We start from the raw sequence: 14,187 nt of genomic DNA, 5'->3' as shown, positions 1-14,187 counted from the left end.
CGCCAGCCAGACATAGTGGCGCTCGGCTTTATAAACCAGGAGTTTAGAGTGGACCGTCTGACCGCCATCGAGATCTTCGTCGAGGTCGCCCGCGCGGGCAGCTTCAGTGCCGTCGCGGAGAGATTCGAGATGACGCCGGCCATGATAGGCAAGTACATCAAGTGGCTGGAGGCCAGGGTCGGATCCCGTCTGCTCAATCGCAACACCCGCCGCCAGAGCCTGACCGAGGCGGGCAGAGAGTACCTCGGCGGTTGCCAGAACCTGTTGCAGCACTATCGGGAACTGGAGCAGAACACCCGGGCCCACACAGGTCAGGCGGCGGGCAAGATCCGCATCAATGCCCCCATCACCTTCGGCAACTATCGGCTGACCCCCTTGCTGTGCCGCTTCATGGCGCAGTATCCACAGATCCGCATCGAACTGGATCTCTGCGATCGGCTGGTCGATGTGATTGGCGACGGTTTTGACCTCATCTTTCGGGTCGGCACCCCCAAGGATGCCGCCTATATCGCTCGCCCACTGACCAGCTCAACCTCTGTGTTCTGCGCCTCGCCGCGCTATTTGCAACGCCACGGCACCCCCATGGCACTGGCTGACCTGGCCCGCCATCAGTGCCTGGGTTTCACCCCCTGGCTGACACAATCGAGCCTGGCCGAGGAGTTTCCCCTCGAACACCTGCACCTGTGGGACAGCCAGTTCATCAGCAACCATGGCAGCGCCCTCAAGGTAGCCGCGATCAACCATGCGGGCATAGTGCTGCAACCCAGGGCCCTGCTGACTCAGGAGCTGGAAAGCGGCGTCCTGCTGGAAATACTGCCGGATGCTCTACCTGCCCCTCGCCCTGTCAATATGCTCTATCCCGCCCGAGAACCCATGCCGCTGCGGCTTCGACTGCTGATCGACTACCTCAGCGAGCAGCGCCATGAACTGGATTAGCCCGCTCAAGAGGGAGACCAGGCCGGCTACTCCCCGCGCTGCTTCACCTTGCGCAGATAGACATAACCCTCACCCGGGCTGCCCCAGCGCTGATGGGCCTCGTTGTCGTAGGCGCGATCCAGCAATCTGACGCTGTCGGGGCCGACCCAGAGATATTGCACCAGTGTGCTGGCACCGCCGAAGTTGGTGGCGCAGCTGCCGACCTTGCTGTGGCCTGCATACTCCCCTGAGGGTTGACGGCTCAGCCAGACCTCGCAGCCCTGGCGCAAAGAGAGCTGTTGCGGGGTAAGGGAGTCAAGCAGTCCGGGGTCGCGCCAGGCACCGGCAAAGTCGACGGCTCTGGGCATGGTCAGTTCGGCCATCAGGATGCGGCCGTCGGGCACGGGAGAAAAACGGTAGATACGCTGACGGAACGGGCGCACCGATCGCTCGGTCAGGAACTGCTCGGCATAGACCCAGCGAAAGCCTTGATAACCGGGCCAAATCTCCACCAGCCGCAGCTCGGCGCTGGTGAAACGAGTGTCATAGCCGGCCTGCTCGCGACTGGAAAACTCACCGGTAAACCAGGAGAGCAACGGCTCCATGCCGGCCCGGGTCGTTGTCGCACTGGCCGCTGACGGGCCGGTCGGAATGGCGACAAAAGGTGTGGGTGCCGCCCATACCAGACTGGTGCAGAGCAGCCCGAACAGGGCCGCCATCAGCGTGACCATCGAATCCATCCGAATCATTTTCATGGCGGCGATTATATGAGCGAATGGCCGCAATAACCTCAACCTTGATCAAATCCTTACCAATCCAACGCAAAATCATGCTGTTAGCGCCAGCGCCTGCCTCCGGACCCGGCGGCCTGACGCCTTGGATGCAAGCTGAACCGGTCGGCACTCTCCCCTTGTGGGCGCTCTTTGGATCGGTTATCACTCTTGCCCTGCGCAGCGGATCTCAGAGTCGGGCAATTGACGAAATCAGGAGTCAAAGATGAAAAAAGCCTTAATCGTAGGCATGGTGGCCATGCTGTCAGGTGGTTGCGCAGTGAAGAATCAGGTCTCCTACAGCTTGCAGTCACTGCACACTGTCCCCTTGAGTGCCTTCCAGCCGAGTGAGAGCAACCCCAACCAGCGCGTCTACAAAGAGCCCGGTGTGGACCTGCGCCAATACCATGAGGTACTGCTCGATCCGCTGCAGTTTATCCGTCAGGAGAATGGCCAGTGGTATCTGCTGACAGCCAACGACCAGAACCAGATTGGTCGCTACTACCACGACACCTTCCAGAGTGAGCTGATCAAGCACGGCGTCAAGATTGCTACAGCACCCGGACCTAAGGTGATGCGGATCCAGGCGGCCGTCACCAACTTCGACCTGACCCGTCCCGACCCCAACCTGCGAGATCTGCTGCCCGCCAAGCTCGCCATCAACGTCACCCGCGAAGTGATCGGCAAGGAGCCCTATTTGCTCAAAGTGGGCAGCATGGCCCAGCTGCTCGACTCCCAAAGCGGCAAGCTGCTGGTACGGGTGATGGATGCCCGCGAGAGCCCGGATACCACCCACAAGGATTCACCCATCACCGCCGAGGAGATGGAGAAGATGATCGACCAGTGGGCTGCCAGTCGCGCCAAACAGCTGGCTGACAACCTGGGACGCTGACCCGGACCGAAAACAACAAAGCCTGCCACGGGGCAGGCTTTGTTGTCTCTGATGGGCGTCTTATTGCAGATTGAGCCCACCCAGATAGTCCCTCTTGCCGAGATCGACCCCAGCCCGGCGCAACAGGGCATAGGTCATGGTGAGGTGGAAGTAGAAGTTGGGAATACCGTACTCATAGACGCAGGTATGGCCGTCCATCCCCTTGCCACCGGCCCAGTAGGGGTAGTAATGGCCACTCGCATACTGGCTGAAGTCGGCCTCCAGCTTGCTCTGCAGATAGGCGATGGTCTTGGTCACGTGGGCACGCAGATCCGTCATCGTCTTCGGCTCATCCCCCAGTACCGGCAGCTCGCTGTGGCTGGCGGTGGCCACCACGGCGCGGGCGCTGTCGCAGCAGATCAGTACCTGTTTGGCCAACGGCAGCATGTCGACGATGAGGCGCTCATTGAAGAAATTGTCCACATTGAACTGCTTCGCCTCGGCGTGGGCCTCGGCCTTGGCCAGGCACTGGTCGAGGTTGGTCAGCATCTTGATAAACTGGGCTGCGATATCACGATTCATAATGCACTCTCGGTTGGTTGAAGGCAGTAAAACGAGCGGCACCACTATAGCGCATCCCCCCGTTTGTTCGAGCCCGCCCCCGTAAAAAGCAGAATCTACCTACCCTCCCAGCGACAGGATTGGACGACCACACTGCGCGGCAGGCACGCTCTCCTTCGCCGATCCACCGAGTCCCTCTTTGGCTGTTTTTTGATCTGCAACATGCATCACGCTTTTTCAGGGGCGTAGGCTGATCCCGCAGCCCGGGCCTCCAACCGGGTACAACACAAGAAAAGGAGAGTGCCATGAAAATCTATGACCGAAACCGCAATGCGCTGAAGCAGGGTCAGCGTGTGATGATTGCCGCCACCGGCGCCGTCGATTTTCTGAAAGAGGCCCACACCGACAACATGACCCCCTATCAGGCGGAGCATGAGAAGTGCGTGCTGCTGGCAAACACTCAAGAGCGTTACGCGCCCATCGAGTTGATTAGACTAGGCTGATCCCTTTCCCTGTCACCCTACTCTTTACAATTCACCCGGCCACCGCGCCCCATCTGGTGGCCGGGTTTCTGATCTCCCCTCTCTGTTTTACCCACCCTTCTATTGCACTGCTTCAAGCCGGTTTGAGTCTTCGAGTAGGTTCGATTAGCGAAGCGTAATCGGACGATCGAGTAATCGGACGATCGCGTAAGTAACATCCGCGTCATCACGGCCTGCAAGCAGATCGAAGTGAGGCAAGGCTATGCTTGGCTTTTCGACCTATGCGAGGGGAAGGGCATGGCCAATTGGCGACGGGCGTGGTGGCCCGGAGGAACCTGGTTCTTTACCGTCAACCTGCTGGAGCGGCGCAACAACCGGTTGCTGGTGGAGCAGATCGACCTGCTGCGCCACTGCGTTGCCAAGGTGCAACAGGCTCACCCCTTCGCCATTCACGCATGGGTGGTGTTGCCCGACCATCTCCACTGCATTCTCTCTTTGCCGGAAGGGGACAGCGATTTCCCCCTGCGTTGGCGGCTGATCAAAAGCCACTTTTCCCGCGCATTGCCTGTGAACGAGCGGCGCAGCCAGACCCGGTTACGCCACGGGGAGCGGGGAATCTGGCAACGCCATTATTGGGAACACCTGATCCGGGATAAGCAGGATTACCGCCGCCATATGGATTACGTCCATATCAACCCGCTCAAGCATGGTCATGTCACACGGGTGGCCGATTGGCCGTATTCCACCTTCCATCATTACGTGGCGAGCGGCGTCTATCCGCTGGATTGGTGCGGGCCAGGGGATGGGCCGTTGGAGAGATTGGAGTAACCCCTTGAAAGGATTTTTCCGCCGCAAGCGCCGATTACGCGATCGTCCGATTACGCTTCGCTAATCGAACCTACGACACCTATTGGTGTCGTGGCAAATAGCCGTTTGCCGAGATGGCGGATCAGCAGCAGAGACGGCAGCAACGTGAGCAGCAACCAGTGGGTATGGGGCAGGATAAAGGTCCAGATGATCTCGTGCGGCAGCCAGGTCGAAGCGGTTGCCGTCATAAAGGCGAGGTCATAGGTTTGCCACAACCAGAGTCCGGCAAAGAGCGGCAGCAACAGCGTGCGTGGTGTCAGCAAAAACAGGGGCAAGAAAGCACAAGCGAGCACAACGCTGAACTCCAGCATGGTCGGGGCCAGTTCGGCAAAGGTATGCCCTGAAGAGAGGCCACTCCATTCGAGGGACGTATCCTCGGTCAGTGCAGGCAACCAGGATGCGTATTGAAACAGGGTGAACGAGATCATAAACAGCAGGCTGGTCAGCAGCGCCAGCGCCGTTTTTCGCAAAAACCAGCGCCCCATCCGGCGCAGTGTCGGTATCCATTTAGACATTAATGACTCCCATCTTTGACGGGGCAGTATGCCGCGGCTCGTAGCACAGTCAAAGTGCCGCACTATGCCGGTTAATTGTCGGAATATTGAATCCCGTCACACCGGCTGCGGTTTGAGTGGTTGCCCGGCAACCAAGCCCCATGCGAACCTTTCTTCTCCGTTCACTCACTAAAAAAATCACTATGTTCAGGCAAATAATGATGAGTGCCGCTCTGCTGTCGGCGGCCCTGCTTTCCGGTTGTGCTTCCGTTCCCATGGCCGATGCCACCGCTGACGCCCAGGCCAAGCAGTTTGTGGCACCCAAGGATGCGGCCAACCTCTATATCTATCGCAACGAGACCTTCGGCACTGCCGTCAAAATGCCGGTGCTGGTGGATGGCTTTGCCGTAGGCGATACGGTGGCCCACAGCTATATCCTCAAGCAGGTGACGCCGGGCAGCCACACCATCACCTCCAAGTCGGAGAACGATGCTACCCTGACCCTCAGCACCGAGGCGGGTAAAAACTACTACGTCTGGCAGGAGGTCAAAATGGGCCTGCTGATGGCCCGCTCCAAGCTGAGTCAGGTCAGTGAAGAGGAGGGCAAACAAGGGGTGATAGAGAGCAAGCTGGTTAAGTGACTAGACTTGCTCTCTTTACTTAAAGAGCACGGCGTAGCTTCACAGCTACGCCACCGTCAAAAACGTGGGTGTCCCAGATTCTCATTTCTATATTTTCCTTTCATCATGATATAGTCTTTGAAATACATGCATAAAAGTCAGGTAACGGTATGATTTCCATTAGTTTTTTTAATAATAAAGGTGGTGTGGGTAAAACCACTTTACTATGTAACGTCGCAGCCTATCTCAGTCAAGAAATGGGATTCCGTGTGTGTATAGTTGATTGTGATCCACAGTGCAACGCATCTCAGTATATATTCCATGATGATAAGTTAGAGCAGATCATAAATAATGAATCAAGAAACATTGATTTTATTTTCAAAGGCGTTATAGAAGGCACTGGTTATGCCAATAGAATCCCTGTTGAGCGGTCTGCATCATTTAATGTAGATGTTATCTGTGGTAGCCCTAGGTTATCTATGGCTGAAGATTTTCTTGCTGAAGAATGGGCTCAGATACATAAAGTTAGGGGGCTTTCTAGCACGTTAATATATGAAGATTTGTTATCTAGGCTTACAGACTACGATTTTGTTCTTTTTGACGTAAGCCCTTCACTTGGCGCAATAAATCGTTCCATTCTTCTCTCAACCGACTTCTTTGTTAGTCCGCTATCCGTGGATATATTCTCCCTCAAGGCATTTGAAAACATTAGTGAATGGATGAATAAATGGAGAACTCAATGGAATTATTCAATAAATAGTCCTTCATTGGATGGTAATGACCCTGTGGTTAAGAGGGCCAAAAAAACCTGTGGTGCTAAATTCCTTGGTTATGTTTCACAGCAATACATTGCTAAGAGAGACAGTAATGGTGAAAGTAGACCAGTAAAGTCATATGAAGAAATAATTAGGCAAATAGACTATCAAATAGAGAGTCACTTTGACGGTGCACTCAAGCCGATATCTCCATTTGAAATAGGTAAGATTCCTAATTTATATAGCTTAGCACCAATGTCTCAATCTAGAAGAAAGCCTGTTTTTGCACTGACGTCACAAGATGGTATAGTTGGAGCACATTTTGCGAAGGTTAAAGAGTCTAAAGATATTTTTGGAAAAGTAGCAAAAGAAATTGCAGACAGATCTGGGGCGGAGTAATTCTAAATGTTACTAGATACATGGCCACCCCGATTAATAGAGGATCTTGCACGCCGTAGAACAATCATTGTTATCGGCTCTGGAGTCTCAAAACATGCTATAGCAGCTGATGGCGTAACAAGGCCTCCTGTCTGGAAAGAATTTCTTCAGTCTGCTATTGAACGCTATGATAGAAATGAAAGAACCGAGCATATTTATAATGCTATAAATTCTGGTGATTTACTGCATGCGTGTGAGTGGATAAAAGATCTATATGATGAAGATTGGTCTTCATATTTAAGATCTCAGTTTATTACGCCGAGATTTTCTCCTGGAAAATTGCATGAGTTAATTGCCCTTATTGATACAAGAGTTGTTTTTTCGTTGAATTTTGATGATATTTTTGAAACAAAATCAAGAGAAATAAATGACACATCTCAATTTGTTAAACACTATTATGACACAGATATTGTTGAGTTTTTAAGAGGGGAGTCAAGATATATCGTTAAGGTGCATGGCAGTTTATCCTCTACAGCAAATCTGATCTTTACACAGAAAGAGTATGCTCAAGCAAGAAGTAAACATAATTTATTTTACGCTGCGTTTGATGCTGCACTTATGTCTCATTCCTTCTTGTTTATAGGCTGTGGTCATAATGATCCAGACATAAATATTTTATTAGAAAATCAGTGCTTCAGCACTGTTCAAGGTTCAAACAACCCCCATTACTTCTTAACCGGAGAAGGTATCAATAGCGATCTGAAAAAATCTTTGAGAAACAACAGAAATCTAAAAACAATTACCTATGACCCTAGAGATGAGCATCACTCAGGTTTAGTTGATTTTGTATCAGAGCTTTATGATAAAGTTGGCGAAAAGCGTGAAGAATTAATAGAAACTAGGAATTGGTGAAAATTGTATAACGATTGAGTCCTTAAATCTATAGATATGGCTAATATAAAAACACCAACCCGGCCTAAGCCGGGTTGGTTATTTCAAAAGACGGGAAAAATCACAGCGCCTCAAGGCGGGCATACGCCGTCACCAGCCACTTGGCGCCGACGTCGTCGAACTGGATCTGCACCCGGCTCTGCTGGCCGACCCCTTCGAAGTTGAGCACTATCCCTTCCCCGAATTTCGGATGCAGCACCCGCTGGCCGAGCGTGATGCCGCTGGCGTCGAAGCTCTGCTGCACCTCATTCTGGCTAAAGCGGCCGTACTGGGTGGGTCTGCTCACCTGAGTGCGCAGCCGGATCTCTTCCAGACACTCGGCGGGCATCTCGCGAATAAAGCGGCTCGGCTTGTGGAACATCTCGCGGCCGTAGATGCGGCGGCTCTCGGCATAACAGATGTAGAGCTTCTCCATGGCGCGGGTCATGCCGACGTAACAGAGGCGCCGCTCCTCTTCCAAGCGGCCCGACTCCTCGGTCGATTGCTGGCTGGGGAACATGCCCTCTTCCACGCCCACCAGCAGCACCAGCGGGAACTCCAGCCCCTTGGCGCTGTGCAAGGTCATCAGCTGCACAGCGTCGGCATATTCATCCGCCTGATTCTCGCCGGATTCCAGCGCCGCGTGGGCGAGGAAAGCGGAGAGATCGCTCATCTCTTCCAGCTCGTCCGGGCGCTGGTATTGACGGCAGGCAGTGACCAGTTCCTCCAGGTTCTCTACCCGTGCCTGGGATTTCTCGCCCTTTTCCGCCAGATACATGGCCTTGAGGCCGGAATGCTGGATGGCGATATCCGCCTGCTGGTGCAGCGGCAGCATGCCGACCTGTTCCTCCAGCGCATCGATCAGATCGACAAAGCCGCGCACAGCATTGCCGGCACGACCGGTCAGCACCTTGTCATTGAGCAGCCCCTTGGCCGATTGCCAGAGGTTCTGTCCCTGATCCCGGGCGTTGGTGCGCAGGATCTCGAGGGTGCGATCACCGATGCCACGGGTCGGGGTGTTGACCACCCGCTCGAAGCTGGCGTCGTCGCCGCGGTTGTTGATCAGCCGCAGGTAGGCCATGGCGTCCTTGATCTCTTGCCGTTCGAAGAAGCGCAGGCCGCCGTAGATGCGGTAGGGCATGGCGTCCTGCATCAGCGCCTCTTCCAGCACCCGCGACTGGGCGTTGGAGCGATAGAGAATGGCGCAGTCGGCCAGCAAGCCGCCCTTCTCTTTCCAATCCTTGAGGCGACCGACCACGAAGCGTGCTTCGTCCACCTCGTTGAAGGCGGCATAGAGGGAAATCGGGTCACCCTCGGCCCCCTCGGTCCACAGCTCCTTGCCGAGCCGCTCCGAGTTATTGGCAATGACACAGTTGGCGGCTTTGAGGATATTGGCGGTGGAGCGGTAGTTCTGCTCCAGGCGAATGGTCTGCGCCCCCTGATAGTCGGTCAGGAAGCGCTGGATGTTCTCTATCTTGGCGCCGCGCCAGCCGTAGATGGACTGGTCATCGTCGCCGACGATCATCACCTTGCCGCTGTCGCCCGCCAGCATCCGCAGCCAGGCGTACTGGATGCCGTTGGTATCCTGAAACTCGTCCACCAGTATGTTCTGGAAGCGATCCCGGTAGTGCTCGAGGATGTGGGGCTTGCCCAGCCACAGCTCGTGGGCGCGCAGCAAGAGTTCTGCGAAGTCCACCAGCCCGGAGCGATCGCAGGTCTCCTGATAGGTCTTGTAGATCTGCTGATAGGTGCGGGTGACGGGGTCGCCGTAGAGATCGATGTCACCGGGGCGCAAGCCCTCGTCCTTCTTGCCGTTGATGTAGCTCATCACGGCGCGGGGGGCCCAGTGCTTCTCATCGAGGTTGAGCGCCTTGATGACGCGGCGGATCAACCTGTACTGGTCGTCGGAGTCGAGGATCTGGAAATCCTGCGGCAGACCCGCATCCAGATGGTGAGCCCGCAGCAGACGGTGGGCGATGCCGTGGAAGGTGCCGATCCACATGCCGCGCTGCATGCTGCCCAACACCTTCTCGACCCGGCCGCGCATCTCGGCGGCGGCCTTGTTGGTAAAGGTCACGGCTATGATGGAGAAGGGTGAGCAACGCTCCACCTGCATCAGCCAGGCAATACGGTGCACCAGCACCCGTGTCTTGCCCGAGCCGGCGCCCGCCAGCACCAGCAGATTGCTGCGAGGGGCCGCCACCGCGTCTCTTTGCTTGTCGTTGAGCCCGTCGAGCAGGGTTGAAACGTCCATCACCACTCCTGTTTATTTATACAGGCGGGGATTATACGACCTGTGGCGCCACAGACCAAATCCGAGTGAATGACGAGCCGCTGCGCTTGTACAGGGGCGGCTTGGTGGCGGGCCGGGACCGGGAAAATCATGAACCGGCACCAATAGAAACCGCTTCTCCTCCGTCCAGACGAAAACGCTTGCTTATAACCATATGAATGTAAACAAAAATGTCGTTTGAAGCCTGAATCTCACAGAATTTAAATCTAAAAAAAGACATTAAAACAAACACTTATAAATTGATCTGCTTATATTTCAAACCGTTACCGCAAACGTTTTTCCTTTATGATCTGCTTGACCCGCTCCATGGCTCACTTACAGTTAGCCAGCGTGCTTTATGCCTGCTCCGGCAGGCTGTGGACCCTCACATAACAATCAAGGATACGATCGTGACTAAAGTGCTCAAGCTGGCCACCGTGGCCGCCCTCACTCTCGCTGCCCTCTCTGCCCAGGCAGCCACCCAACCCGCCGTCATCTATGACACCGCCGGCAAATTCGACAAGTCGTTCAACGAAGCCGTGTTCCGCAACGGCGTCGAAGTCTACAACAAGGACAAGGGGGTCAAGGTCAAGGAGTTCGAACCCCAGAACGAAGCCCAGCGCGAGCAGGGTCTGCGTCGTCTGGCCAGCCGTGGCAACGGCCCCATCGTCGCCGTCGGCTTCAACATGGGCTCGGCCGTCGAGAAAGTGGCAACCGAATTCCCGAAAACCCAGTTCACCATCATCGACATGGTGGTCGACAAGCCGAACGTGCAATCCATCATCTTCAAGGAGCATGAAGGCTCCTTCCTGGTGGGTGCGCTGGCTGCCATCGCCTCCAAGAGCGGCAAGGTCGGCTTCGTGGGCGGCATGGACATACCGCTGATCCGCAAGTTCCAGTGCGGCTACGAGCAGGGTGCCAAGTACGTCAATCCGAAGATCGAAGTGTTCCAGAACATGACAGGCTCCACACCGGCGGCGTTTGCTGACCCGGCCAAGGGTGCCGAGCTGGCCAAATCCCAGTTCGCCAAGGGTGCTGATGTGGTCTATGCCGCCGCTGGCGGTACCGGCATCGGTGTTTATCAGGCCGCCAAGGACGAAGGCAAGTTCGCCATCGGCGTTGACTCCAACCAGAACCACCTGCAACCGGGCACCATGCTGACCTCCATGGTCAAGTCGGTCGGTCTGGCCGCCTACCAAACCTGGGATGATGCCGCCAAAGGCACCTGGAAACCGGGGATCAAGAACCTGGGCCTGGCCGAGGGCGGTGTGGATTGGGCACTCGACAAGGACAACGAGAAGCTGATCACCCCCGAGATGAAAGCCAAGGTGGAAGCCATCAAGGCCGACATCATTGCCGGCAAGGTCAAGGTGCATGACTACATGAGCGACAGCACCTGCAAATACTGAGTTACCGCTACGACTCTCAACCCGATGACCGGCCCGCACGGGCCGGTTTTTAGTCTCTTTTCATGACTCGCAAGGACTGCATCATGGACCAGACAGATCGCTATGCCATCGAATTAAGGGGTATCGATAAGCGGTTCGGCGACGTTTACGCCAACAAGCAGATCGACCTCAAGGTTCAAAAAGGCAGTATTCACGGCATCGTCGGCGAAAATGGCGCCGGCAAGTCGACCCTGATGAGCATCATCTACGGTTTCTACCACGCCGACAGAGGCGAGATGTTCATCGACGGCAACCCCTTCAACCCCCATGGCTCACAAGATGCGATCACCGCAGGCGTGGGCATGGTGCACCAGCACTTCATGCTGGTGAACAATTTTTCCGTGCTGGAGAACGTCATCCTCGGCGCGGAGAACGGCTGGCACCTGGGCCAGAGTCTGGCGGCGGCCGAGAAGCTGCTCGGCGAGCTGGCGCGGGACTATGGTCTCGACGTACCGCTGCACGAGAAGATCGAAGATCTGCCGGTGGGCCTGCAACAGCGGGTCGAGATCCTCAAGGCGCTCTATCGCGGCGCCCGCATCCTGATCCTCGACGAGCCGACCGGCGTGCTGACCCCGCAAGAGGCGGATCACCTGTTCGAGGTGCTGAAAAAGCTGCGAGATCAGGGCGCGACCATCATCCTCATCACCCACAAATTGCGGGAGATCCTGGCCATCACGGATCAGGTCTCCATCATGCGCCGCGGCGAGATGGTGGCCCACGTGGCGACCAAGGATACCGACAAGGAGCAGCTGGCCGAGCTGATGGTGGGCCGCAAGGTACGCCTCAAGGTCGACAAGGGCCCGAATCTGCCGGGGGCAGCCAAGCTCAAGGTCAACGGCCTCAGTTATATCGATGACGCCAGGGTGGAGCGGGTCAAATCCGTCAGCTTCGAGGTGCGAGCTGGTGAAGTGGTCGGCATCGCCGGCGTATCCGGCAACGGCCAGTCCGAGCTGCTCAGCCTGCTCGGCGGCATCCTCAAGCCCAGCAAGGGCAGTTTCACCATCACCAACGACGGCAAGACCCACGAGGTGAGCCTGGCTCATCCAGCCGACCCTGAGCGGGTGCGCAACTATGGCCTCGGCCATGTGCCGGAAGACAGGCACAAGATGGGACTCATCAACCGCTTCGAGGCGAAAGAGGCCTTTATCCTCGGCTATCACCGCCGCCCCCAGTACAACAAGGGCTGGCTGCAGAACAAGGAGGCGATCCAGCAGGATTGTCAGGCCAAGATGGAGAAGTGGGATGTGCGTCCGCCCCACCCCGATCACAAGACGGCCAACTTCTCCGGTGGCAACCAGCAGAAGCTGGTGATCGCCCGGGAGGTGGAGCAGGACCCGGATGTGCTGCTGATCGGCCAGCCGACCCGCGGGGTCGACATAGGTGCCATCGAGTACATCCACCAGCAGATCATCGCCATGCGCGACAAGGGCAAGGCTGTGCTGCTGGTGTCGGTGGAGCTGGACGAGATCATGAGCCTGTCTGACCGGATCCTGGTCATCGCCGACGGTCGCATCGTCGGCGAGCTGGATGCCGCCAAGGCGGATGAGCGCACCATAGGGCTGATGATGGCGAACATAGTTCCCGATGAGGTGGCGGCAAGCCAGTCCCAAGGAGCCACAACATGAATGTTCTCTCTAGCTGCATCGGATCTGGTTGGATGATGGCACAGCGGGTGCCTGACGAGATTGCCAAGGAGGCCCACTGATGAGCCAAGCACGTATTCCTGCCTGGATCTCCGTGGGCGTGCTGCCCGCGGTCAATATCCTGCTGGCCTTCCTGGTGTCGGCCATTTTGTTCTATTACCTCGACATCAATCCAGTCGATGCCGCCCAGATCATGTGGTACGGCGCCTTCGGTACCGGTGAAGGGGTCGGTTTCACCCTCTACTACGCGACCGGTTTCATCTTCACCGGCCTGTCGGTAGCGGTGGCCTTTCACGCTGGTCTGTTCAACATCGGCGGTGAAGGTCAGGCCTATATCGGCGGCCTCGGAGTTGGCATGGTCTGTCTGCTGCTCGGCGACACCTTGCCGTTTGCGCTGCTGCTGCCGCTCTCCATCATAGCCGGTGGTCTGTTCGGTGCGGCCTGGGCTTTTATCCCGGCCTGGCTGCAAGCCAAGCGTGGCAGCCACATCGTCATCACCACCATCATGTTCAACTTCATCGCCGCCTCCCTGATGGCCTATCTGCTGGTCGAGGTGTTCAAGCCGCCCGGCTCCATGGCCACCGAGAGCAAGGTGTTTGCCGTCACGAGCTGGCTGCCCAAGATGAGCGAGCTGGCGAGCGGTGTTGGCATGGAGATGCCGAACAGCCCGCTCAACATCAGCTTTTTCTGGGCGCTGATCTGTGCGGCCCTGGTGTGGGTCTTCATCTGGCATACCCGCTGGGGGTACGAGATCCGGGCAGTCGGCGCGAGCCAGAGTGCCTCCGCCTACGCGGGCATCTCTTATCCCAAGGTGGTGATCCTGGCCATGGTGATCTCCGGCATGCTGTCGGGCTTCTTCGCCCTCAACGTGCTGCAGGGGGAACTGCACCAGATCAAGCTCAACTTCGTGGAAGGGTTCGGCTTCACCGGTATCGCGGTAGCGCTGATGGGTCGCAACCATCCGGTCGGCGTCATCATCGCCAGCCTGCTGTTTGGCTTCCTCTATCAGGGGGGGGCAGAGCTCAGCTTCGAGTTCGGGGTCGACCGCAACATAGTGGTGGTGCTGCAAGGCTTGGTGATTCTGTTCTGTGGCGCCCTTGAGCACATGATGCGTCCGCGCATCGAGCAGCTCTATCTGGCGTTTGCCAATCGCTCAACCGCGCAAGCCAAGGGAGTGTGAT

At 56.4% G+C, this 14,187-nt stretch carries 14 protein-coding genes; 10 read left to right on the top strand and 4 right to left on the bottom strand.

What is annotated here, in order from left to right; translation table 11 throughout:
• Positions 1-48 precede the first annotated feature (48 nt).
• On the top strand, positions 49-936 hold the full coding sequence (locus AACX78_RS00750) for a LysR family transcriptional regulator (protein ID WP_159165121.1): 888 nt from the start codon (positions 49-51) through the stop codon (positions 934-936).
• Between the two features lie 26 nt (positions 937-962).
• On the opposite strand, the gene AACX78_RS00745 is transcribed toward AACX78_RS00750, so the two are convergent.
• Positions 963-1,646, bottom strand: coding sequence for a chromophore lyase CpcT/CpeT (locus AACX78_RS00745; protein ID WP_192895816.1), 684 nt, complete (start codon positions 1,644-1,646; stop codon positions 963-965).
• 265 nt (positions 1,647-1,911) lie between these two features.
• On the opposite strand from AACX78_RS00745, the gene AACX78_RS00740 reads away from it, so the two are divergent.
• Positions 1,912-2,577 carry a DUF3313 domain-containing protein gene (locus AACX78_RS00740; protein WP_159165119.1) on the top strand — a complete coding sequence of 222 codons (666 nt, stop codon included), beginning with the start codon at positions 1,912-1,914 and terminating at the stop codon, positions 2,575-2,577.
• A gap of 60 nt (positions 2,578-2,637) precedes the next feature.
• Here AACX78_RS00740 and AACX78_RS00735 read toward each other — a convergent pair whose 3' ends face one another.
• Positions 2,638-3,138 carry a DUF1993 domain-containing protein gene (locus tag AACX78_RS00735; protein WP_159165118.1) on the bottom strand — a complete coding sequence of 167 codons (501 nt, stop codon included), beginning with the start codon at positions 3,136-3,138 and terminating at the stop codon, positions 2,638-2,640.
• Between the two features lie 284 nt (positions 3,139-3,422).
• Between AACX78_RS00735 and ydfZ the strand changes: the two genes are divergently transcribed.
• Both ydfZ and AACX78_RS00725 read left to right on the top strand, forming a co-directional pair.
• Positions 3,423-3,620: a putative selenium delivery protein YdfZ gene (gene ydfZ, locus AACX78_RS00730; protein ID WP_159165117.1), complete on the top strand. Its 198-nt coding sequence runs from the start codon at positions 3,423-3,425 to the stop codon at positions 3,618-3,620.
• A 276-nt stretch (positions 3,621-3,896) separates the two neighbouring features.
• A complete protein-coding gene (locus tag AACX78_RS00725; RefSeq protein WP_159165116.1) occupies positions 3,897-4,427 on the top strand; it encodes an REP-associated tyrosine transposase in 531 nt (176 codons plus the stop codon).
• 50 nt (positions 4,428-4,477) lie between these two features.
• Here the strand turns inward: AACX78_RS00725 and AACX78_RS00720 are convergent, their stop codons facing one another.
• Complete coding sequence (locus AACX78_RS00720; protein ID WP_201302922.1) at positions 4,478-4,951, bottom strand: hypothetical protein; 474 nt, start codon at positions 4,949-4,951, stop codon at positions 4,478-4,480.
• Positions 4,952-5,163: 212 nt separating this feature from the next.
• On the opposite strand from AACX78_RS00720, the gene AACX78_RS00715 reads away from it, so the two are divergent.
• From AACX78_RS00715 to AACX78_RS00705, 3 genes are all read left to right on the top strand, one after another.
• On the top strand, positions 5,164-5,601 hold the full coding sequence (locus tag AACX78_RS00715; RefSeq protein WP_159165114.1) for a DUF2846 domain-containing protein: 438 nt from the start codon (positions 5,164-5,166) through the stop codon (positions 5,599-5,601).
• Positions 5,602-5,750: 149 nt separating this feature from the next.
• Positions 5,751-6,734 (top strand): ParA family protein, encoded by a 984-nt coding sequence (locus tag AACX78_RS00710; protein WP_159165113.1) that lies wholly within the window; start codon positions 5,751-5,753, stop codon positions 6,732-6,734.
• 6 nt (positions 6,735-6,740) lie between these two features.
• The gene (locus AACX78_RS00705) at positions 6,741-7,625 is read left to right on the top strand and encodes an SIR2 family NAD-dependent protein deacylase (RefSeq protein ID WP_159165112.1); all 885 of its coding nucleotides are present in this window, start codon (positions 6,741-6,743) and stop codon (positions 7,623-7,625) included.
• 100 nt (positions 7,626-7,725) lie between these two features.
• On the opposite strand, the gene uvrD is transcribed toward AACX78_RS00705, so the two are convergent.
• Entirely contained in the window at positions 7,726-9,897 is a 2,172-nt protein-coding gene (uvrD, locus tag AACX78_RS00700) for a DNA helicase II (protein WP_159165111.1), read from the bottom strand.
• Between the two features lie 428 nt (positions 9,898-10,325).
• Here uvrD and AACX78_RS00695 point away from each other — a divergent pair, with 428 nt between their 5' ends.
• The 3 genes from AACX78_RS00695 (at position 10,326) to AACX78_RS00685 (ending at position 14,186) form a co-directional block, all read left to right on the top strand.
• Positions 10,326-11,324 carry a BMP family lipoprotein gene (locus AACX78_RS00695; RefSeq protein ID WP_017412538.1) on the top strand — a complete coding sequence of 333 codons (999 nt, stop codon included), beginning with the start codon at positions 10,326-10,328 and terminating at the stop codon, positions 11,322-11,324.
• 83 nt (positions 11,325-11,407) lie between these two features.
• Positions 11,408-12,988, top strand: coding sequence for an ABC transporter ATP-binding protein (locus AACX78_RS00690; protein ID WP_159165110.1), 1,581 nt, complete (start codon positions 11,408-11,410; stop codon positions 12,986-12,988).
• 79 nt (positions 12,989-13,067) lie between these two features.
• Entirely contained in the window at positions 13,068-14,186 is a 1,119-nt protein-coding gene (locus tag AACX78_RS00685) for an ABC transporter permease (RefSeq protein ID WP_059113998.1), read from the top strand.
• The last annotated feature ends 1 nt before the right edge of the window (position 14,187 follow it).

The organism is Aeromonas sp. 9A (assembly GCF_963900955.1).
Classification (GTDB): Bacteria; Pseudomonadota; Gammaproteobacteria; order Enterobacterales; family Aeromonadaceae; genus Aeromonas; species Aeromonas salmonicida.
The sequence above is the reverse complement of the archived record's forward strand: the minus strand, read 5'-3'. Positions and strand labels throughout refer to the sequence as shown.

Coding starts and splice junctions, on each gene's coding strand:
- AACX78_RS00710 (WP_159165113.1), top strand. CDS start 5,751: ATGATTTCCATTAGTTTTTTTAATAATAAAGGTGGTGTGGGTAAAACC.
- uvrD (WP_159165111.1), bottom strand. CDS start 9,897: ATGGACGTTTCAACCCTGCTCGACGGGCTCAACGACAAGCAAAGAGAC.
- AACX78_RS00685 (WP_059113998.1), top strand. CDS start 13,068: ATGAGCCAAGCACGTATTCCTGCCTGGATCTCCGTGGGCGTGCTGCCC.
- AACX78_RS00690 (WP_159165110.1), top strand. CDS start 11,408: ATGGACCAGACAGATCGCTATGCCATCGAATTAAGGGGTATCGATAAG.
- AACX78_RS00725 (WP_159165116.1), top strand. CDS start 3,897: ATGGCCAATTGGCGACGGGCGTGGTGGCCCGGAGGAACCTGGTTCTTT.
- AACX78_RS00745 (WP_192895816.1), bottom strand. CDS start 1,646: ATGGTCACGCTGATGGCGGCCCTGTTCGGGCTGCTCTGCACCAGTCTG.
- AACX78_RS00720 (WP_201302922.1), bottom strand. CDS start 4,951: ATGGGGCGCTGGTTTTTGCGAAAAACGGCGCTGGCGCTGCTGACCAGC.
- AACX78_RS00740 (WP_159165119.1), top strand. CDS start 1,912: ATGAAAAAAGCCTTAATCGTAGGCATGGTGGCCATGCTGTCAGGTGGT.
- AACX78_RS00705 (WP_159165112.1), top strand. CDS start 6,741: ATGTTACTAGATACATGGCCACCCCGATTAATAGAGGATCTTGCACGC.
- AACX78_RS00715 (WP_159165114.1), top strand. CDS start 5,164: ATGTTCAGGCAAATAATGATGAGTGCCGCTCTGCTGTCGGCGGCCCTG.
- AACX78_RS00735 (WP_159165118.1), bottom strand. CDS start 3,138: ATGAATCGTGATATCGCAGCCCAGTTTATCAAGATGCTGACCAACCTC.
- ydfZ (WP_159165117.1), top strand. CDS start 3,423: ATGAAAATCTATGACCGAAACCGCAATGCGCTGAAGCAGGGTCAGCGT.